The organism is Brasilonema sennae CENA114, assembly GCF_006968745.1.
Lineage (GTDB): Bacteria > Cyanobacteriota > Cyanobacteriia > Cyanobacteriales > Nostocaceae > Brasilonema > Brasilonema sennae.
The window spans coordinates 1,517,737-1,537,485 of sequence record NZ_CP030118.1; the positions used below are offsets into that span (position 1 = coordinate 1,517,737).

Annotated in this window: 17 protein-coding genes; 7 read left to right on the forward strand and 10 right to left on the reverse strand. The window is 42.7% G+C overall.

Annotated elements, in window-relative coordinates:
- Position 1: 1 nt before the first annotated feature.
- Positions 2 to 1,474, forward strand: coding sequence for a DUF1802 family protein (locus DP114_RS06490; RefSeq protein WP_169268803.1), 1,473 nt, complete (start codon positions 2 to 4; stop codon positions 1,472 to 1,474).
- Positions 1,475 to 1,674: 200 nt separating this feature from the next.
- On the opposite strand, the gene DP114_RS06495 is transcribed toward DP114_RS06490, so the two are convergent.
- The 4 genes from DP114_RS06495 to DP114_RS06510 form a co-directional block, all read right to left on the reverse strand.
- Positions 1,675 to 2,145 (reverse strand): cupin domain-containing protein, encoded by a 471-nt coding sequence (locus DP114_RS06495; RefSeq protein ID WP_169268802.1) that lies wholly within the window; start codon positions 2,143 to 2,145, stop codon positions 1,675 to 1,677.
- A 225-nt stretch (positions 2,146 to 2,370) separates the two neighbouring features.
- The gene (locus tag DP114_RS06500; protein WP_171975730.1) at positions 2,371 to 3,957 is read right to left on the reverse strand and encodes a glucose-6-phosphate isomerase; all 1,587 of its coding nucleotides are present in this window, start codon (positions 3,955 to 3,957) and stop codon (positions 2,371 to 2,373) included.
- A 190-nt stretch (positions 3,958 to 4,147) separates the two neighbouring features.
- Positions 4,148 to 4,768, reverse strand: coding sequence for a Uma2 family endonuclease (locus DP114_RS06505; RefSeq protein WP_169268919.1), 621 nt, complete (start codon positions 4,766 to 4,768; stop codon positions 4,148 to 4,150).
- A gap of 40 nt (positions 4,769 to 4,808) precedes the next feature.
- Complete coding sequence (locus tag DP114_RS06510; protein WP_171975731.1) at positions 4,809 to 5,600, reverse strand: endonuclease/exonuclease/phosphatase family protein; 792 nt, start codon at positions 5,598 to 5,600, stop codon at positions 4,809 to 4,811.
- 526 nt (positions 5,601 to 6,126) lie between these two features.
- On the opposite strand from DP114_RS06510, the gene DP114_RS06515 reads away from it, so the two are divergent.
- Positions 6,127 to 7,260: a branched-chain amino acid ABC transporter permease gene (locus DP114_RS06515; protein ID WP_171975732.1), complete on the forward strand. Its 1,134-nt coding sequence runs from the start codon at positions 6,127 to 6,129 to the stop codon at positions 7,258 to 7,260.
- Positions 7,250 to 8,035 carry an ABC transporter ATP-binding protein gene (locus DP114_RS06520; protein WP_171975733.1) on the forward strand — a complete coding sequence of 262 codons (786 nt, stop codon included), beginning with the start codon at positions 7,250 to 7,252 and terminating at the stop codon, positions 8,033 to 8,035. The genes DP114_RS06515 and DP114_RS06520 overlap by 11 nt, the downstream gene beginning before the upstream one ends.
- A gap of 275 nt (positions 8,036 to 8,310) precedes the next feature.
- Here DP114_RS06520 and DP114_RS06525 read toward each other — a convergent pair whose 3' ends face one another.
- Both DP114_RS06525 and DP114_RS06530 read right to left on the reverse strand, forming a co-directional pair.
- The gene (locus DP114_RS06525) at positions 8,311 to 8,874 is read right to left on the reverse strand and encodes a hypothetical protein (protein ID WP_169268756.1); all 564 of its coding nucleotides are present in this window, start codon (positions 8,872 to 8,874) and stop codon (positions 8,311 to 8,313) included.
- A gap of 459 nt (positions 8,875 to 9,333) precedes the next feature.
- Complete coding sequence (locus DP114_RS06530) at positions 9,334 to 10,053, reverse strand: Crp/Fnr family transcriptional regulator (protein WP_169268757.1); 720 nt, start codon at positions 10,051 to 10,053, stop codon at positions 9,334 to 9,336.
- 248 nt (positions 10,054 to 10,301) lie between these two features.
- On the opposite strand from DP114_RS06530, the gene DP114_RS06535 reads away from it, so the two are divergent.
- Together DP114_RS06535 and DP114_RS34780 are read left to right on the forward strand one after the other, a co-directional pair.
- Positions 10,302 to 10,970, forward strand: a complete 669-nt coding sequence (locus tag DP114_RS06535) for a chemotaxis protein CheB (protein WP_169268759.1) — start codon at positions 10,302 to 10,304, stop codon at positions 10,968 to 10,970.
- Positions 10,971 to 11,085: 115 nt separating this feature from the next.
- The gene (locus DP114_RS34780; protein WP_171978129.1) at positions 11,086 to 11,241 is read left to right on the forward strand and encodes a chemotaxis protein CheB; all 156 of its coding nucleotides are present in this window, start codon (positions 11,086 to 11,088) and stop codon (positions 11,239 to 11,241) included.
- A 64-nt stretch (positions 11,242 to 11,305) separates the two neighbouring features.
- On the opposite strand, the gene DP114_RS06545 is transcribed toward DP114_RS34780, so the two are convergent.
- The gene (locus tag DP114_RS06545) at positions 11,306 to 11,878 is read right to left on the reverse strand and encodes a hypothetical protein (RefSeq protein ID WP_171975734.1); all 573 of its coding nucleotides are present in this window, start codon (positions 11,876 to 11,878) and stop codon (positions 11,306 to 11,308) included.
- Between the two features lie 621 nt (positions 11,879 to 12,499).
- Positions 12,500 to 15,466, reverse strand: coding sequence for a UPF0182 family protein (locus DP114_RS06550; RefSeq protein WP_171975735.1), 2,967 nt, complete (start codon positions 15,464 to 15,466; stop codon positions 12,500 to 12,502).
- Between the two features lie 142 nt (positions 15,467 to 15,608).
- Here DP114_RS06550 and DP114_RS06555 point away from each other — a divergent pair, with 142 nt between their 5' ends.
- Positions 15,609 to 16,283, forward strand: a complete 675-nt coding sequence (locus DP114_RS06555; RefSeq protein WP_171975736.1) for a hypothetical protein — start codon at positions 15,609 to 15,611, stop codon at positions 16,281 to 16,283.
- Positions 16,284 to 16,338: 55 nt separating this feature from the next.
- Positions 16,339 to 16,482 carry a hypothetical protein gene (locus DP114_RS06560; RefSeq protein ID WP_169263474.1) on the forward strand — a complete coding sequence of 48 codons (144 nt, stop codon included), beginning with the start codon at positions 16,339 to 16,341 and terminating at the stop codon, positions 16,480 to 16,482.
- 317 nt (positions 16,483 to 16,799) lie between these two features.
- Here the strand turns inward: DP114_RS06560 and DP114_RS06565 are convergent, their stop codons facing one another.
- On the reverse strand, positions 16,800 to 18,086 hold the full coding sequence (locus DP114_RS06565; RefSeq protein ID WP_169263475.1) for a glutamyl-tRNA reductase: 1,287 nt from the start codon (positions 18,084 to 18,086) through the stop codon (positions 16,800 to 16,802).
- Between the two features lie 79 nt (positions 18,087 to 18,165).
- Positions 18,166 to 19,206 carry a class II fructose-bisphosphatase gene (gene glpX, locus DP114_RS06570; RefSeq protein ID WP_171975737.1) on the reverse strand — a complete coding sequence of 347 codons (1,041 nt, stop codon included), beginning with the start codon at positions 19,204 to 19,206 and terminating at the stop codon, positions 18,166 to 18,168.
- Positions 19,207 to 19,749: the final 543 nt, after the last annotated feature.

The window sequence follows — 19,749 nt, forward strand, 5'->3', positions numbered from 1 at the left end:
CATGAGCGAATCAGTTTTGATTTACAATGCCCTTTGTCTACCAGTTCCTGACGTTGAAGCGTTAATTCAAGGGCGAATGATTGCCGCAACGCCTCGGAAATTCATTAATCCGGGGCAGAAATTTGCTCTCTATCCAGCCAACCCCTCAGTTAACACTCTACCTCCTAAGCGTCATTACCGCTCAAGCTTTTTGTCAATTGCCCAACAGGTTATAGACAACTTAGATTCTAAAACAGTTGTAATTAAAGGTTGGGCGAGATGTGAAGGTTGCAAAATGCATATTCCTGAATCATTCGAGGCTTTGTCACAATTAACCATTTGGACAAAAGAAGGATTACAGCAAGTACTTGGGCAACGAACTCATATTTTTTTGGCTTACTTGCGCGTCTATCGGCTACCTGAACCTCTTGAGGTTCCAGTGTATACTCAAGAGCGTCATTTTGTACCTTTGCCTCAGCAGTTGACAGTTTCTCAAGCAAACCCCGTGTTGAGCGATCGCATCTTTACCATCCGCAAACACCAACTAGAAACACGTCAACCGCCACTGCACCCAGAATTAGAAGATTTGCAAAGTGCTTTAGCCTACCTTGCCATTACCAACCCAGCCGCTAAACAATTAGATCAAGATATCAAAGCATTTTTAGGTTGGACTACTAAGCAACTTATCCAGCAAAGCGATCCAGATTTAGCTTGGATAAACAACATTGCAGCATTAGGCGATCGCAGCATAGAACAAGATAAAGGCAAAAGCAACTACCAAGCTGGTACAGACTTTGAAGATATAGCACGCCGCAGCCTTGAGTTTTTAGGATTTAAGGTTGAATCTGATTACAAAGGTGGTGCTGGAGGCTTAGATTTATTTTGTTCAAAACCGTATTCCTTAGTTTGCGAATGTAAGGCAGGTAAAAGTATTCCTGATCGTACAGTTGAGGAATTAGACAGAATTGGCAAGAGACATCTTAAAGAAAATTATATCAACGCTGTTCGGTTAATTATTGGTCCTGGTAAACCGACAAAACAACTTCAAGAATCGGCTGCAATATCTAAAATCAGTATCATCAATGCTATGACTTTACAGAAACTAGTTGAACTACAAGCAAAATATCCTGGTTCTGTTGACTTAATTGAACTAAAAAAATATCTTGAACCAGGGGAGATTAATTATAAAATTGATGAGTATATTCAAACAGTTAAAAGACAAATCCAGTTGCGTTTCCAAATTGTCCAAGCAGTCAAACAACTTTTTGAGCAAGATAACGAAAGTTTAGAAGCTAGCAATCAAAATTTTACAGTAACAGAGATTCGCGCTCATTATAATGCCACTCAGAATCCTAAACTAACTGATACAGCAGTTAATGATTTCCTGATTGAACTTTCATCACCATTAACAGGTTATGTCGGGCGAATAAAAGGAGAAGATTGGAGACGCGATCGCTTTTACTTCCTGCGCGACTTACCAACTCCTCAAATATAGCTCTTTTCTTTCTTTCTTTCTTTCTTTCTTTCTTTCTTTCTTTCTTTCTTTCTTTCTTTCTTTCCTCTGCGTTCTTGGCGTCTTGGCGGTTCGTTTCTCTTAAAATTTCTTATCCCAAAGTTAGTATCAAATTTAGAAAAACACAAAAAAATTAAGGTGGGCTACTTAACCCACCCTCAATGCAACTTGACTCAAACAACCTATACTGGAGTCGCCCCATAATTCTTGACTTGATTTGTGATTTCCAAATTCTTCAACGCCGCTTGGGCTGCTTCTAAGTTATAAGGAAATGGTCGTTTATGGGGAATGTAATCCCGTGGTTGAGGTGGTTTGTGACGCAGCACTGCATTCACCAAAACACACGGTTCTGAACTCAAATTAATCGCCCCGTGCAAAACTCCCGGCGGAATTGTCACGACTACAGAATGGTTTTCACTCAAAGGAATATACTCGTACTGCTTATCCAGCAATGTCGCAAGGACAAACTGTCCTTTAACAACTAGCAATTGATCTGTATGTGTTTTGTGAACAAATAAATCATCTATTGTGTTGGGTGGAATTTGTACCAGCATTGTTTCATGACTGGCTTGAGCTGTAAAGAACTCTACCATCCCTCCCTTAATGGATTCCAGCCTACGGATTTCAATTCCCCTGAATTTAGTTTTACTCATATCAGTATTCCAAAAGAGCATCGTAATAATTGAAGCTTTACCTTCAATCTTAGATGCTCTATTATAAGAAATTGTTACTTCGGCAACAAAATTGCACGAAATATGATATGTGATTACATCAGTTACCAGTTACCAGTCATCAGTTATCAGTTATCAGTTATCAGGTAGGAAACAGACTCGTCCACCCCTTGTTCACTGTTTACTGTTCACTGTTCACTGTTTTAATCAGCTAACAGAAATCTTCAAACTGCTGGGTTGTGCTAGGTCTCCTTGCAACACCAATCCGCGCTGATTTGCGTATAAATGACGCACAATTTTGTAGATTGCCTCGATTTTGTCTGTTGCACCTGCTTTTTGAGCAATTTCCTCTATAGAAAGGGCTGTTTTTTCTGTTTGCAAAACTTTGACGACTTGTTTTTGCAAGTCCAGAATTTCAGCCGCAGCTTTTTTACCAGCTTCTACGCCTGGTTGATGGTAGGCGTTGATATTCACTAAGCTGGCATATAAGCCTACAGCGCGATCATATAAAGCAATGAGCGCACCCACGATCCGGGCATTCACTTGGGGAATGGTCACAGTAATCGAGTCGCGCTGGTTTTCATAAAGCGCTTGTCGGGTTCCTTGCAAAAAACCAGACAGATAGTCGCCCATTGTAACTCCAGGTTCAAGTTCTGAAGATGGTCCGTTGCGGTCTTCTAAAACTTCAATGAATGTGGCAAAGAAATTCGGCACACCCTCACGCAACTGCTGAACATAAGCGTGTTGGTCGGTTGAGCCTTTGTTGCCATAAACGGCGATACCTTGGTGAACGACGTTGCCTTCTAAGTCTTTCTCCTTACCCAAGGATTCCATCACCAGCTGTTGCAAATACCGACTGAAAAGAAGTAAGCTGTCTTTGTAGGGTAGGACAACCATGTCTTTTTCGCCACGTCCATTGCCAGCATAGTACCAAGATAAAGCTAACAATGCAGCTGGATTCTGTTTGATATCGGGGACGCGAGTGGCGTCATCCATCTGTTTTGCACCTTCTAGCATGGCGATGATATCAATGCCTTGCAACGCCGCTGGTAATAACCCGACAGCAGACAATTCTGAGGTACGTCCTCCCACCCAGTCAAACATGGGAAATCTTGCCAGCCAATTTTCGGATTTTGCTTGTTCGTCGAGCTTACTACCTGCCATAGTTATGGCGATCGCATAATTAGCAAAGTCCAAATTCTGTCGAGCGTAAGCCTTTTTAACTTCAATCATGCCATTACGCGGTTCTGGCGTTCCCCCAGATTTAGAAATCACCAATACCAAAGTGCTGGCAAGACGGTTTCTCAAATGATTTATAACACGGTCAATTCCTGCTGGATCGGAATTGTCAATGAAGTGAAGTCCCAGCGAGGGAAAGTCTGAGGCTAACGCTTCCGCAACAAATTGGGGACCTAAAGCAGAACCACCAATACCAATAGAGATAATATCAGTGAAGCGAGGCGCTTTTGGAGGATGAATTCCACCCGTGTGGACTTTTTCGGCAAATACTTCGATTTGCTCTATGCTGTCTACGATTTCTTGTGTGAGTTCTGGCGTAGGGGCTAAATCAGGATTTCGCAGCCAGTAGTGTCCAACCATGCGGTCTTCATCTGGATTGGCGATCGCCCCCTTCTCAAGTTCCGCCATATCTGCAAAAGCTTTTTCAAACTTTGGCTGCAACTTCTCTACAAAGGCGTCGTCAAACCGCATCCGGCTCACATCTAGGTATAGTCCCAATCCTTTATGGAAATATAACCATTTCTGGTATCGTTGCCAAAGTGCCGTAGCGTCCATAGGGGAATCTCAGGTAAAGTGATTTTCAAAAACAAGTTTAAGCCAAGGTGCTAACAATCCCTGTCTACCTTATACAGTTTTAAGTGTTGGCTTAATTTTTTATCTTAAACATCTGGCATAGGTATGACTTCGCCAGAATTTTCTCATCAGACAAACTTAGATGAGGAGAAGGGGCTAATTGCCAAATAAACTACATAACAACAGATTGTCCTGCTGCAAAGACTTGTTTTGCCGTGAGTTGTAAGTTGGGAAAAGTTGAGGAAACTAGTTGGTCATTATTTTGAAATAGCTGTTTTTTATACTCATCCTCTACTAGGGTACAAATTGTCACCGTTGGCTGCTTAGGTTTACCAATATATTCCTTACCACCAATGCCCAGATAATCGACTATCCAATACTCAGGTACCCCTAGTGTGGCGTAATCTTCAACTTTACGGGCATAGTCGTTTTGCCAGTTTGTACTCACGACTTCAGCAATGAGTTTAATTGAATTTCCTAATGTAATAACAGGTTCTTTTTGCCACAACGGCTCATTGATCAGTCGAGTTTGGTCTAACACAATGAGATCGGGACGAAATGCGGTATCTGTCCCTAACAATTTAATCAAGCATCGATGGGGAATAAAATAGTTTGCATGCTGGCGGTCAATTTCTACATTCAGTTTTCGCCCAATGAAGGCGGATACCTGTTCGTGTGATCCAGTTGCTTCCATCTCGATTAATTCACCATCAATTAACTCATAGCTATCGCTATCGCCGTAGTAGGTAATAAATTCATCAACTGTTAAAAGTTTGGGCGCTGATTTCACCATTGTGATTGTTCCCGATAATTCTTGCCTACCCAGAGTTTTTTTAAACTAATTCTAAATCAGCAGCAATCCCAAAGTGGTCGGAAGGGTACAAAGTGCGGCTTTCCCGTGCAGGCTGGTTAAGAATGACTTTGCACGAACGTACCCGCAAATGTTGATTGATGAAGATGTAGTCTAAGGTACCGCGCCAGGGTCGTAAAGTGCGGTTAGATATTAAGTCCCGTATCAGTTGGCGCAATGCCTTTTTCCAGCTACGGCGAGCAAGAGGTGTAGGGCAGGTGTATTCTGGTTCTTGTCCGTGGTACTCAACATAAGCTGATGTAAAATGTTGTTTCATCAGCGTGATAGCTGGAGTTTGGGGTGTGCCATTAAAATCACCCACTGCGACGATTGGTATGGACGATGGAAACTTACCTAACCAGTCAATGAGTAACTGGACTTGTTTTGTACGTTCTGGATGATCACCGGGATACCAGTAATAATGTCCGTTGCAAAACACCAATGGCTGATTATCCAAATTAACTTGCACATATTGAGCAACTCGTCCCTGAGTTTGTAAATCGAGAACTGCTTCTTCCACAAATGGGTGACGACTAAGAATCGCATTTCCCACCCCCATGTCGTTGATACCTGTTGAACGACTGTCTGGAATTAGATGCACGTATGGCATACCAAGTTCACTTGCAAGCCAAGCAGCTGTGTTTTCTGGTAGCTTAACTTCCTGTAAAGCAATCACATCAGCTTGTTCTGCCTGAAGTCCATCAACTAACAGAGTTCGCCGTTGCTCCCAGTCTGCCATGTCGTACAAGATGTTGATTGTAACAAGCTTAACCATTTAGTAGTGCCATGAAACGTATTTTATTTTACACTCTTAAGCTCGTGAAAATATTGCTACGCTTACTTTGACAAATTTCTGTAGAGATAAATATTGTGTAATTATACATTTATCAATGCATAATGTCAACTAATGATTAATGACTTATGACTCATGACCGAACAACAAAACGATACAAGCCCCTGAATTTCCTCATGGACAGAAAAAAGCTTAGCAACATTATTCAAGCCCCCGGATTCATCAGTGGGGTCTTCCATTTTGAATTTTGAGAGAAGTTTGAGCGGAGAGCAGCGCCTTGCGGAGCCAGTCCTGCAGGAGGGTTTCCCGACAGAGGGATCTGGCGTTGGGGTTCCCCCAAAGTCTGCCGGGGGAAGCAACCCAAGCGGCGAGCTTTGACCGTTGTGGCGACTGCGGGAGGTTTCCTCCGTAAGCGCAAAGCGCACGCCAAGGCGAACGCGCAGCGTCTCCGGAGGAGACTCAAATCTTCGGTGATTTTGAATTTTGAATTAAGCAAAGGGGTTGACGTATGGCTCAATATCTCATTTTCTTAACGATTTCGACTTCAATTTTTGCATTGTTTGGTTTGGGCCTGAACTTACAGTGGGGCTTTACGGGTTTGATTAACTTTGGTCATGTTGCCTTTATGACGCTGGGCGCGTACACCACTGTATTGTTAACCTTAAAAGGAGTTCCTTTGGTGTTGTCAGCAATCATTGGGGCAGTGATTGCTGCATTATTAGGATTGATAATTGGTTTCTCGACCTTGCGCTTGCGAGAAGACTACCTAGGAATTGTGACTATTGGCGTTGGTGAACTGATTCGTCTGGTGGTGAATAACCAGGATTTACCAGTTGGTAATGAGTGGAAACCTGGAGCATTTGGTGTTCAAAGTTATCCTATACCATTGGCAACTCTTGCGCCGAATCTCTTCACCAAACTTTTGTTGATTGGGCTGTTAACGCTACTTGCTGGTATTACTTTATGGCAGTTATGGCGGTGGATTGGTATTTCTAGAGTGTCTACTTCAGCTCATTCACACAAGAAAGTCGTAAGTAAGCAAGAATTTATATCACACCTCGTTATAGGAGTTTTTTTAGCACTGTTAACAGTGGCAATTTATATATCTGGTGTTATTGGCTTGTATGACTACAGCGCCACAGCGGGTTTGATGTTGGTATCACTTATCGTATTGGCTTTTGTATTCTGGCGGTTGGAAATTTTAGTGCGATCGCCCTGGGGTCGAGTTCTCAAAGCTATCCGCGAAGATGAAGAGATTCCCAAAGCATTAGGAAAAAACGTCTTTTGGTATAAACTACAATCACTGATGCTTGGAGGTGCGATCGCAGGAATTGCAGGTGCTTTCATCGCATGGCAACTTAGCGCAATTTACCCAAATAACTTTGAACCAATAGAAACTTTCACTGCTTGGATTATCGTCATTTTAGGTGGTTCTGGTAACAATCTCGGTACAATATTGGGTGCAGTGCTTTACTTTATGTACTATGAAGGTACGCGCAACTTGGATAAAATTATCCCTCTTGATTCAGACCGTTTAAGTGCATTGCGGATTATGATCATCGGTCTTATCTTGATGGTACTGATGATTTGGCGTCCTCAAGGTATCTTAGGGAAAAAGGAGGAACTCACCCTTGGCAAATAACGAGTCATCCCAAATTCCTCTGTTGGCTGCAACTGGACTTTGTAAAAACTTTGGTGGTATTAAGGCTGTAGAAAACGCCGAAATTCAAGTACCAAGTGGTAGTATCACTGGATTGATTGGTCCTAACGGTGCAGGTAAAACGACATTATTTAACTTACTCTCAAGTTTCATCCGTCCAGACAAAGGACGAGTCACGTTTGACGGCGAACCAATACAGAGCTTGCAGCCATACAAAATTGCCCAGAAAGGAATGGTTCGCACCTTTCAGGTAGCCCGAACTCTCTCGCGGTTGTCGGTGCTAGAAAATATGCTGCTAGCAGGACAAAAACAAACAGGCGAGAAATTTTGGCAAGTCCAATTCCAACAACCCAAAATTGCTAAGGAACAAAAAGAATTCCAAGAACGAGCACTTTTCCTATTAGAGTCCGTAGGATTGGCACACAAAGCATATGATTACGCTGGAGGGTTATCTGGCGGACAGCGTAAGTTGCTGGAAATGGGAAGAGCGCTGATGACTGAGCCTAAGTTAATCTTATTGGATGAACCAGCTGCAGGGGTCAATCCGAGACTGATTGATGAGATATGCGATCGCATTACCGGCTGGAACAACAGTGGCATGACTTTTTTGATCATTGAGCACAATATGGATGTGATCATGTCGTTGTGCGATCGCGTTTGGGTGCTAGCCGAAGGACAAAATCTCGCTGACGGAACAGCGCAAGAAATTCAGAATCATCCAAAGGTTTTGGAGGCTTATCTAGGCAAGTCAGCATAGCAACTTGAATTAAGTAGCAAAGTGCGATCGTTCTCAGGCTAGAGTTTGGATACGCATAATTTAGACGTTATTTATACCATACTCCGGTTGGTGTAAGACCAAAACCGTTATCAAGACGGGAATAATGTAGAGACGTAGCATGCTACGTCTCTACATTATTTGTATTAATTAATACTACTTAATTCTCAGGTTGCTACAAATGGTATTACACACAGAAACTTTTTTGCGTTTCCGTGTGTAACTCGTCAGCTTGTGCCTTGAATCACTGTGATTCTTCAAGCATCAACGCGCTTACCATACCTTTGAGTGAATCCCAAAGCAGATTGAGCAGAGGGTAATGTAGAAGTCGCTGTTTGTGCAGTTAATTGACTCACTGTTATTGGTTGAGTCTCATACTCCGTGCTAGTAATCACCAACGGTTTGGTAACGGCTTGAGAAAATGTACCTTCCTCTGGATTTTTTGTGGAAATCGCTGGCGCAGCCTGTTTAGGACTTGTATTTGCAGTAGATACTGCTGTTTGAACTTTACTCTCGTCTTCGTCTAGAAACCATCTCAGTTGAGAAAGCATCGGACTGGATGGTGAAACTTTAAGCGTGTGAATTTGAGAGTCTTTTTCCGAAATTTGCTTTTGGAGATTGGACAATTGGTTTTCTAACTCAGAAGATTGACGTAAAGATTTTTGCCATGTCCACAATACAGCACCCGTAAGTCCTAGTCCAAAACTGAATGCAGCTCCCACTCCTGGAGAAACAAAATCCTTTAGTTCCCCATAGAAAAGTTCTTGCTCTTCTAGTTGGACTTTCACAGGCTTAGACCCTTGCAGGGCTAAAAGTAACATAAAAGAGGCAAAAAGCGTGCCTGATATCACTACGGTCGGGAGTAAGATTTTTTTAAGCATAACGAAAGCCTACTGGTATCAACGTGTCAAAACAACTTAATCAAAAACCCGTAGCCATGCTCAAAGGCTGTACCTGCTACCTAAAAAAATTTCAAAATCCGAAATCTAGGCAACAAAGGGATACGGATTATACTTACTTTCTCATCCAAAATTAGTAAATTTTATGATCGTTTGTTTATAAATTGTTGATAAAGTATACAGGTTTTTTATGAATTTTTTGTATGCTTACTCTTCTAACTCCTTAAAAATACTGTTTTGAGTATAAAAAAGTAAAAATGATGACAGTACACGAGGCTTTGGGGGGCTTACGGCGAAGAAGCTAAGGCGGTTACCTTCAAAATAGGTTTTGAGTACTTTGGTTTCCCAAGCTTCAGTTGGAAATTATTGGCATTATTATGCTTAATTGTCGGGCAGCAAGCTTTCAAACTCGTCTTTGATCATTTGATAACACTCACAGGTGACGTCCTGTAGACCTTCTCGGTCGAGAATCGTCATTTTTCCACGTTTATAGATGATGAACCCTGCCTTATGAATAATAGCGGCAACCACACTCACACTGGCGCGACGTACGCCCAGCATTTGCCCTAAGAACTCCTGAGTGAGGGGAAACTCGTTTTTTCCGACTCGGTCTTGACTCATGAGTACCCACCGGCAAAATCGCTCTTCTATGGAGTGCAGGCGGTTGCAAGCAGCCAGTTGGGCGATTGAATTAAACAGGGCTTGCGTATAGCGTTGCAGCAGCTTGTAAAGTGGACTTTTTGGAGTGACTTCGCGTTGGAATACATCTGCCTTCATTCTTAAAGCTTCGCCTGGAACCTGCACCAAAGCCTGACCAGGAATTGTATTGACTCCCAATATGGGAAGACCAACCATTCCTTCATTGCCTATCGTAGCCACTTCCACCGCATCGCCATTTTGCATAATGGTGATTAGAGAGATGACGCCAGAGTTGGGGAAATAGATGTACTGGATCGGTTCGTTGGGTGTGTAGAGGAATTGCTTGAATTCTACTAGGGGGATTAGCTCTAGGTGAGGCTGGAGGCGTTCTTGTTCTTCCTTGGGGAGGGAAGCCAACAGCCGATTTTCAATTTGTTTAGGATGGTTTTGGGATGCGGACATAGAGAACCTCTTTGAGCCAGTCGTATCTCAATGAGATAACTCACGGCATCGGTCGAAGTCGTCTGGCGAAAGATGAACTCTTTGTAAAGAAGTTATGTACGCGTGCGCACATATTTTCAAGAAAATACAGTAAAATATTGTTTGTAACCTAACGTACATAAGCCTTCTAGTCGCCCCCCATACTCGGGGAGGGTACAAGAAATACTTTGCAAAATCATCAACCAGAAGAGAAAAACGTGATTTCGCACCTGGGACACAGAGTTATCTCCCACTTCCCGAATGTTGCTTATAATGTAGTGGCGATCGCAGCTTCTAGAGGTGGGCTAAAAGCCATTAGCCAAATTCTTTCGACATTACCACCCGACTTTCCAGCAGCCATTCTATTGGTACAGCATTTGTCTCCCAAGCACCCCAGCCAGATGGCAGAAATCCTCAGCCACCGTACGGCTTTGCACGTGAAGGAGGCAGAGGAAGGCGAATTGTTACGTCCAGGGACAGTATACATTGCTGTCCCTAACAAGCACCTGCTGGTTAACCCGGATGGTACCCTTTCTCTCTCAGATGGGCCAAAGATAAACTTTGTCCGCCCCGCAGGTGATAAACTGTTGGCGTCAGCAGCAGCTACTTTTAAAAGTCGAGCGATAGGAGTTGTCCTCACTGGTGGAGACGGGGATGGAGTTTTGGGTGTGCTAGCTATCAAAAAGTTTGGCGGTACGGTGATTGTTCAGGATGAGGCGAGTAGCGAATCTTTCAGTATGCCTAAATCTGCCATTTCCACTGGGAAAGTTGATTTCGTTCTTCCTTTAGATGCGATCGCTCAGTGTTTAGTCAGCCTAGCCATGACACAAGAAGTCGTCTCACAAGAACTACCTCCAAAATGGAGCAATTCATCTGGCGGACTAACGTCCGCCAGATGAATTGCTTTTGGCTTTTGTTTGTGCATAAAATTACGAGGCTGACGTAGCATGAATAAAGCTTGAGAGCCAATAAATTTAGTTCCCAGTTCCATGAACTGAGCTTTGAGCTGTCTAGATTTCGCTTCAACTTCACGAGGATGACGCGAGTAGCGAATGTTTTGGGATGCCGAAATCTGCCATTTCCACTGGGAAAGTCGATTTCGTTCTTCCCTTAGATGCGATCTGCCCCTATGCTGCAGCGAAGCGATCGCTCACTGCTCAGTCATCTTAGTTACCACAGAAAAAGTAGACTCACAAGAACTATCTCCAGAATCGAGCAATGGATCTGGCGGACGTTAGTCCGCCAGATCCATTGCTTTCGGCTTTTGTGTGTGCCTAAAATTGTGCTCACGCAGCATGAATGAAGCTTGAGAGCCAATAAATGTAGTTCCCAGTTCCATGAACTGAGCTTGAAGCTCTCTAGATTTCGCCCGAATTTCACTCGATTGCTTTCTCACCATTTGAGATTTCACCCGAATTTCACTCGCTTGCTTTCTCACTGCCGTAATATGAGTTTGATACGCCAAATACTTGGTTTCCATACAATTGCCTGGAGCGCTGAGCAAAAGTTTTGGAGAATTTGATTTTTCTTTGTGCTCTAACTCTTGCGGTTCGACAGTCGAATTATAAATAGTGTTAAGGACTGTTGCTAAAGTTTCACCAATTATCGGCTTTTTACTGACCAAAATTTCTTTAACTAATTCTTTCGCTTCATCAAGTGTTAGGCACGGTGAATTAAGTGCAGTGAACAAATCCTCGTTTGTCTGATGCAACTCTTGCAGTATCTCTTGCAGTTCTAATTCTTTGTGGTACAGCAGTTGCTTGAAACTTTCTACTTGCTCGCACAATAGCTCTATTGTCTCTTCCATTTCTGCTCTTTCAGTATAGTTAAGCTCAAGGGATCTTATTGTCAGACTATCTTTGTGTTTAGTATTTTCGCTTTGAGCACCTGTCTGAGCAGATTGATTAATTCGGGTGACAATTTTTTCTATAAGTTCTATAGTATCGGATAATACGCTCAGTTCCAGAATGTTGTCATCTTCGGTATTATTTACCCCTGACTGTAAATCTTCTAGGAATCTTGACTTGGAATCGTCGTTTAAAGAGTCGATGCACTGTGGTAGCTAGCTTATCTACTTATTTTAGCCAAAGACATAAGCTCCGCATAGCGTTTATGGCTTGTATATAAATACACGCCTGTGGTAGGGGCTACGGTGTACACACAAGTTATCGAATGACTCAAAATTCGCTCTCTACGAGACGCACTCGCGTTCGGAACCCTCCGGGTTCGCCAGTCGCCTGCTGAGGGAAAACGCCAGGTGCACCGTCCTTGGGAACCCCCCTTCGGGTTCACCAGTCGCCTCTGTCGGGAAACCCTCCTGCAGCGCTGGATTCACCGCAACGCATTGGCTCTCCTTATTAAGGAGAGGGAAAGATTTTAGCGCCGATTCAAGCGAGGGTGAGGTTTTCTCTCGTTAGGAGCAGGTTGCTTACTGAACGGGACGCACAATTGGGGGAGTTGTTGGTTGATTTTTTTTAAATATTGCAGCAAGTGCTTGTTCCAAAGTTTCTGCCATGACAATCCGGTTATTGTAAGCAACAACCACCCTTACAAGTGTTGGCAAGCTATTTTGTTCAGCTTCTAAATAGAGAGGTTCAACATACAAAAGAGAACGTTCTATCGGAATCACCAACAAATTTCCTTGAATTGCTTTAGATCCTTGGCGATTCCACAGAGAAATTTGCTGAGAAATCACTGGATCTTGATTAATCAAAGCTTCAATTTGCTCTGTTCCGTAAACTAACTGCTGCTTAGGAAACTCGTAAAGCAGCAACTTACCGTATTCTTGCCCATCGGAACGTGCTGCTAACCAACCAATTAAATTTGCACGTTGTACAGGCTTGAAAGGTAGTAGTAGAATGAATTCTTCCGATTGTCCTTGAGGTAGTTTCGTAATCAGGTAGTAAGGCTGTACCTGCTGCTGTTTGCTACCGTAAATCTCATTAGGGATTTGCCACAAGTCTTCTTGATTGTAGAAAACCTGTGGATCGCTCATGTGATATGTTAGCAATCGCTCAGATTGAATACTAAAAAAGTCTTGTGGATACCGAATATGGTTGCGAAGAGCAACTGGCATTTTGTCCAAGGGTTTTAGTAATTTGGGGAAAATAGCCCCTAAAGTCTGAATAATTGGATCTCTTGGATCGGCGACATAGAAATTGACACTGCCATTGTAGGCATCAATGACAACTTTTACAGAATTACGAATATAGTTAAATTTATTTTTGCCTGGATCAGAATATGGATAGCGATCGCTCGTGGTATAAGCATCAATCATCCAATAAAGATAAGTCTTGTCACCTTTGATATCTGTTCCTTCACCATCTGCAGCAACTAAATAAGGATCACTGTCGTAGCGTAAAAAAGGAGCGATCGCCTGCACTCGTTCTTTGATATTGCGACGAAACAGCAGCTTTGTTTGCGGTGTAAAATTGCCCGTCAACAGCATCTGCCAATCTTTAAGATATTGCGCAAACACCAAGCGCCGCCATATTGCACCAATTGAAATTCCTCCACGTCCATCGTAAACGTTATAAACGTTATCTTTCTCGCTGGGAAAGTCTAATTCCTGAGTTTTTGTCCCCGTCATCACATAATTATTGGTGATTTCGCCATAGTAAATGCGGGGTTGATTAATAGGAATACTTGAGCGAACTGATTCATTTGATATCAGCAAGGAACTCTCGTTACCTGTATTAAGTCCAATATCTTTGACGTAGTAGTCAGGTAATCCGCCAGGCGCCACAAGATTTACGGGGCTGAGTGTAAAACCGTAGCCGTGAGTGTAGATCAGATGTTTGTTTACCCAAGTTTGTGCTAAATCTGGTACATCACCGTAGTCTAGTTCTCGCGCTGCGATGATTGTCTGTTGCTTTTGATTTGTTTGATCTGGTTTGAAGGTGTAGCGATCAATGTCAGCGCCAGTAAACTTGTAGTAAGGTCGAATTTGTTGCAACTGACGGTTAGTTTCTAGAAGAGGGCGTGTATCCCACAACCGAATGTTCCGAATCGTCAAGTCATTTTCTTGCAAACTAGTTGCAGTTAGTTGACCTCGCGGATCAAAAATTTTTGCTTCTATAGCATCTAAATTAAAAGCTTCTCTGGTGAGGGTGATAGTACGCTCAATGTAGGGGCGTTCACGACTCAATTCATTTGGTTGGACAACAAAGCGTTGTACTGCTGAGGGTAAAATTTCTCCAGAAATTGCCGCGACAAATATATATAATCCTAGTGCGTAAATGAGTTGAGGTGGATAGAGAATGAGTTTAAAACTTGTTTTCTTTGTTCTAGATAAAAGAATTATTCGCAAGAGGAGATATATGGCGATCGCCACTGCCAAAATACTCAACCCACTATAAATTGGCAACAACACCTTAACATCGGTGTAACTAGCACCATAGATCACCCCACGAGGGGAATACAAAAGTTTATAGTGTGCAAGCCAATAATGCAGGGCAACTGTTAACATGAATACGCTAGTTAAAGCGTTTAAGTGAAGTCGCTGCAATCTAGAAAACCCTGTAAATCTTCCTTCACTAAGACTATTTGCCGAACACAAGTAAATGAGCGTTACTGCGCAGACAGTAAAGAGAAATAGTCCCAATAACCAAAATGCCAACGATTCCCAAATTGGCAAAATAAATACATAAAAGCTAATATCTTTGTGAAATAGCGGCTCTGTGCGGTTAAAACTAGTGCTATGAAAATACTCTAGAACGGTTACCCAATGTGTTGATAACACAAAACTCAGCAGCAAACAGATCAGGAGTGCGATCGCCCTCAAGCAAAACTCATAATTAATCACAATCGCAATTGTCAATACCAACAGCAAAATTGACTGCACGATTGGGATGTTAATTTGCTGTATTTGCATTCGCTGCAACACCTGCTGTAACGAAGGTGTCAATGGCAACTTAGTGGTGGGTAATTGAACATTTGGAAACCACACATTTAACGCTTGCTGAGCATAGTAAATAAATACTAACCCCGCGCTAGTACTCAATGTGATCACCACTGGCAAGAGCAAGCGCAATCCGAGTTGTGACTTTTCAGTGGCGAGGTGCGAAGTCGGAATTTTTAGATTTGGAATTTGGAATTTTGTTAGCGCAGCGGGACGCAGTCCATTTTGAATTGTTTCGTCCCTTTGTCTGCTTGGGGAATACTTCAACCTTGAGGTGACAAGAAAATTGCTGAATAAAAAACCTACTGAGGTGAAAAAGACAACTGCCCACACTATTAGTTGCGTTAACAAGCGCAACAAAAATTCTCGTAAATATCCAACTTCACTAAACCAGAAAATTTCTGCTCCTAGGTGGCAAGTTAAATTAAAAAACAGCCATAGCCCCAACAGCACGATAATTAGTCGATACCCTTGTTTGAATAAGACACCAACCATTGATTTATGACGAACGTCTAACAAGCGTTGATTTTGTGGAACTTAATAATTCCTATCATTTCACATCTTCAATTGACACAAAAGCAACAAGGTTGATAAAATTCTGAAAAATTCAACCTGAAAATTAAAAAACAATTTTTTGATGATAAAGCAAAACTGTGGTGCTTGGTTAAGTGGACTGACATTTATCGGTCTTTCCCCCTTAGTTATTGTGGCTGGACAGATTCGCGCATCGGCTGCTTGTCCGGTTCCAGACTCCATTTCAGATCAAGCTACCGTTATTGCGTCGTTCTTGAACTCTGAATGTACAAAACAAACGCTTACCCAAGAAACAACTTATTATCGCTATTACAATAATGATAACACCTATAAATTTGGTAGATATTTAACAAGTAATTTTTATGACAGTAGTAATGGTAAAACGACATTAGATGTCATTCAAGAGTTGGCTTTAGCTCAATACTTCGGACCTCCTCCTAATTTAGCGCAATTGAGAGAAACAGTAACTCTACCAGCTGGTTTAGATGTCTACATTGGTATTGCAGGTCCTCAACCTCCTAATGTTTGCTACCCAGGTGGTGCCACACAAGCTTTTATAGAAAATACAAGAACTCCAGGTGTCTCATTTGTTTTTGATGGCAATGTACCTGATGGAAGTTCCTTGTCTGCAAATTGCTATAGTGCTACTGGAGCCAAACCTATTCCCGAACCTTCTCCTCTGTTTGGCATAGGTGTACTCGCAACAATTGGTTTGGCTGCTGCTTTCAATCGCACTTTAATAGAGTCTAAAACGAAACAAATAGCAAATAGTTACTAAATGTGAGAGCGAGAACAAAGCTACGATCTGAAATACTTAGCACCTGTATGGGTTTGTGACTTCAACTCATCGGAATGTTGCTTTATTGGCTGCTGCTTGGCACAAGATGGACACAAAAAAACCCCCACAACTATATCTGATTGTAGGGGCTTACAACTACTATGAACAAGATGTGCGAGGAATTCCCACCCAAGGATAGTGGGTACATGCGTGCCATCTTTATTTATTTAGGGATGGGTGAACTGGTGTTATGCACTCTTTAACCCAGTTCGGTGGAATTCCTCACCCGCTTATGCGGTGCGATAGTTCACGGATGAAATCATCTATACCATAAGTCCTGATCGCCAAATTTACTAAGTAACCGCCATCTTCCCCGAAGGAGTGCCAACTGAAGGTAGGCGTTGTTTGAAAAATGCGATATCGCGTTTCATATCTTTGAGGCCGAAACGGGTAAGCTATTGAGTGCAGAAGTTGGCTGCAAAATAGAAAATTATCACCTCTACCAGGTACTGCTAGCTATACGACTTGCTCGCCCGCCTCTAAGTTAAATAACATTTGTAAAGTTTGCATACACCTGCGTCTTGCTTCAACATCTTGCTGAGCTCGCAGCTGCACCATTGGGTCGTGTAAAATTTTGTTAACAATGCCTCGTGTCAAGGCTTCGATGACTTCTTGATGTTTTTCGCCGAATTCTGAACCTAATCTCGACAATGCTTTTTCTAGTTCTTGTTCGCGGATAGTTTCAACTTTATTTCGCAAACAACTAATTGTGGTGACTGTTTCGAGCGATCGCCACCAAACATCAAAAGCTTCCGTCTCCTGTTCTAAGAGTCCTTCTGCTTCCTGCGCCATTTTGCGGCGACTTTCTTGGTTTTGTGCAACGACTGCCTTTAAATCATCCACATTAAACGCCTGTACGTTTGCCAATCCGTTAACATCAGCATGAACGTTACGTGGTACGGAAATATCAATCAACATCAAAGGTTGCCTGGGTTCCAAAACCATCTCTAATTTAGTGCGGTCAATAATCGGCTCTAGAGAAGATGTGCTTGTAAACACTAAATCACTTTCGGTAATCACGCTCATCATTTCCGAAAGCAAGCAAGTTTTGATTGGTTGTCCGGGGAAGTGCTTTGCCAATTCCTGCGCTCGTCCTAGAGAGCGATTTAAGATGCAAATTTGATCAGCGCCTTTGGATAGTAGGTGTTGTACTAGCAACCGTGACATTTTGCCAGCACCTAAAATTGCCACCCGAGATGCCGTTAAATTTACCAATTTCATCTGCGCTAACTCCACAGCCGCCGAACTGATGGAGACAGCGCCAGTGCCAATGCTGGTTTCGGTGCGAACCCGTTTGCCTGCTGTAATGGCTTGTTTAAATAAGCGATTTAAAACTGTTTTTATACCGTTGAACTGCTGCCCTAGTTTGTGAGTGTGTTTCACTTGAGCCAGAATTTGACCTTCTCCCAAAACCAGGCTATCTAAACCAGAAGCAACACGCATCAAATGCATCACTGCATCTTGATGGAGTAAAACAAACAAATCTTGCCGTAAAGATATGACTGGTAGTTTACTGTGTTCAGAAAGAAACTGAGTCACTTCCCGAATTCCCTGTTCGGTTTCTTGAGCAACAACGTAAATTTCCAAGCGGTTACAAGTGCTTAGTATTGCGACTTCTTCAATATGAGGATAGCTGAGCAAGTGCGCGATCGCACCTTCAATTTGTGGTTCTGGAACACTCAACTTTTCCCGAACTTCTACCGGGGCTGTTTTATGGCTTAACCCCACCACTGCTATATTCATTTGCTAAATCTTAGTTACTAATTGAGAATTGGGAATAGGGTAAAGGGAAAAGGGTAACCCCTTTTCCCTTTTTCAAAAATTAGTGCAATTGCAATTCCTTAGGTTGTTTATCAAACATGTGGATAGTGTCCACAAATCGGGCAGTACGCGATTGGTTAGAAATTACCAAGCTTTGAGTTCTTGCGCCTCCTGCGAAGAAGCGGACGCCTTGCATGAGGTTACCAGTGGTAATCCCACAAGCAGCAAATAACACAGTTTCACCAGATGCGAGTTCATGAGCATCGTAAACCTTATCGGGGTCAGTGATATTCATAGACTTCAGCCGGTCAAGGTTAGCTTCCTTGCTTTCGCCAATCAAACCAGTCTTGACGATCGCTGGATCGTAAATGAGTTGACCTTGGAAGTGACCACCCAAAGCACGCATTGCAGCGGCGGAAATAACGCCTTCTGGGGCAGCACCAATTCCCATCAGGGCATGAATGTTGGTTCCAGCAAAACCACAGGATATGGCTGCGCCCACGTCACCATCAGAAATGAGTTGAACTCTTGCTCCTGCCTCTCGGATTTCTTTGATCAAGTCGTTGTGGCGTTCACGCTTCATCACCACGACAACAAGTTCGTCGATGCCTCTATCTAGACACTCAGAAAGAATCTTCAGGTTTTCAGTGGCAGATTTGTTGATGTCCACCTTGCCCTTAGCCGCTGGGGGAGCTGCTATTTTCTTCATGTAGAAGTCAGGGGCGGCAAACAAACCACCTTTTTGGGAAATTGCCAAAACAGCCATTGAGCCTGGTTGACCATAAGCTACAAGGTTAGTACCTTCACACGGGTCAACAGCGATATCAATTTCAATCAGTTCATCAGGATTACAAAAATCTTTGGCATCTGGCTGGCTACAAATACCAACTTCTTCCCCGATATAAAGCATGGGCGCGTCATCGCGTTCGCCTTCCCCAATCACGATCCGACCACGCATATAAATTTTATTCATCCGTTCCCGCATGGCTTCTACAGCCACTTCGTCAGCGGTATTTTTTTCGCCTTTTCCCATCCAGCGTGCGGATGCGATCGCGGCTTGCTCAACAACTTCAATAATTTCTAACCCAAGTGTATTTTCCACAAACTCTGCCCTCTCGGTTGCTTGATTTTGCGTCGTTCTAGAAACCTGTTTCAGTTTTCAAGTCTACCAAAGGGCGGATACCTGTGGGGATACTTATGGAAAATAGTATCACTATCCTCTATGTTAAGTTTTGCTTCTTCTTACTTGCCATAGCACTAAACGACACATTTTATTACCCAGATCATATACCAAAAACTTTACACAAAATTATGTTTTTTTGATAATTTCACTTGACTTTTGCAATCAAGTTTATACCAAGTTGCACTCAAAGGTATCTCTAGACCAATACAGTTGGTGATCAGTCTTTTTCTCTCCCAAGCGCTCAAAAACTGCCTGCCTCAACGCATAAATGTTTTCAGTCAACCCTATTACACCAGAGGCTCGACTTCTCAACCCTCGTTACTAGGCTGAGCCTGGTAACGAGAATATAGAGGCTCTGCCTCTGGTTAAGAATGCTGGAATATTTCATCAGAACTTTCTAGGAACTTTACCTAAATTTAGCTGAGTTTCGTTGTATCTACATATCGGCAACTGATTTTATGA

What these genes read in the sequence shown, in the direction of transcription:
- DP114_RS06490 (WP_169268803.1), top strand. Translation starts at nt 2, where the DNA reads ATGAGCGAATCAGTTTTGATTTACAATGCCCTTTGTCTACCAGTTCCT.
- DP114_RS06495 (WP_169268802.1), bottom strand. Translation starts at nt 2,145, where the DNA reads ATGAGTAAAACTAAATTCAGGGGAATTGAAATCCGTAGGCTGGAATCC.
- DP114_RS06500 (WP_171975730.1), bottom strand. Translation starts at nt 3,957, where the DNA reads ATGGACGCTACGGCACTTTGGCAACGATACCAGAAATGGTTATATTTC.
- DP114_RS06505 (WP_169268919.1), bottom strand. Translation starts at nt 4,768, where the DNA reads ATGGTGAAATCAGCGCCCAAACTTTTAACAGTTGATGAATTTATTACC.
- DP114_RS06510 (WP_171975731.1), bottom strand. Translation starts at nt 5,600, where the DNA reads ATGGTTAAGCTTGTTACAATCAACATCTTGTACGACATGGCAGACTGG.
- DP114_RS06515 (WP_171975732.1), top strand. Translation starts at nt 6,127, where the DNA reads ATGGCTCAATATCTCATTTTCTTAACGATTTCGACTTCAATTTTTGCA.
- DP114_RS06525 (WP_169268756.1), bottom strand. Translation starts at nt 8,874, where the DNA reads ATGTTACTTTTAGCCCTGCAAGGGTCTAAGCCTGTGAAAGTCCAACTA.
- DP114_RS06530 (WP_169268757.1), bottom strand. Translation starts at nt 10,053, where the DNA reads ATGTCCGCATCCCAAAACCATCCTAAACAAATTGAAAATCGGCTGTTG.
- DP114_RS06545 (WP_171975734.1), bottom strand. Translation starts at nt 11,878, where the DNA reads ATGGAAGAGACAATAGAGCTATTGTGCGAGCAAGTAGAAAGTTTCAAG.
- DP114_RS06550 (WP_171975735.1), bottom strand. Translation starts at nt 15,466, where the DNA reads ATGGTTGGTGTCTTATTCAAACAAGGGTATCGACTAATTATCGTGCTG.
- DP114_RS06555 (WP_171975736.1), top strand. Translation starts at nt 15,609, where the DNA reads ATGATAAAGCAAAACTGTGGTGCTTGGTTAAGTGGACTGACATTTATC.
- DP114_RS06565 (WP_169263475.1), bottom strand. Translation starts at nt 18,086, where the DNA reads ATGAATATAGCAGTGGTGGGGTTAAGCCATAAAACAGCCCCGGTAGAA.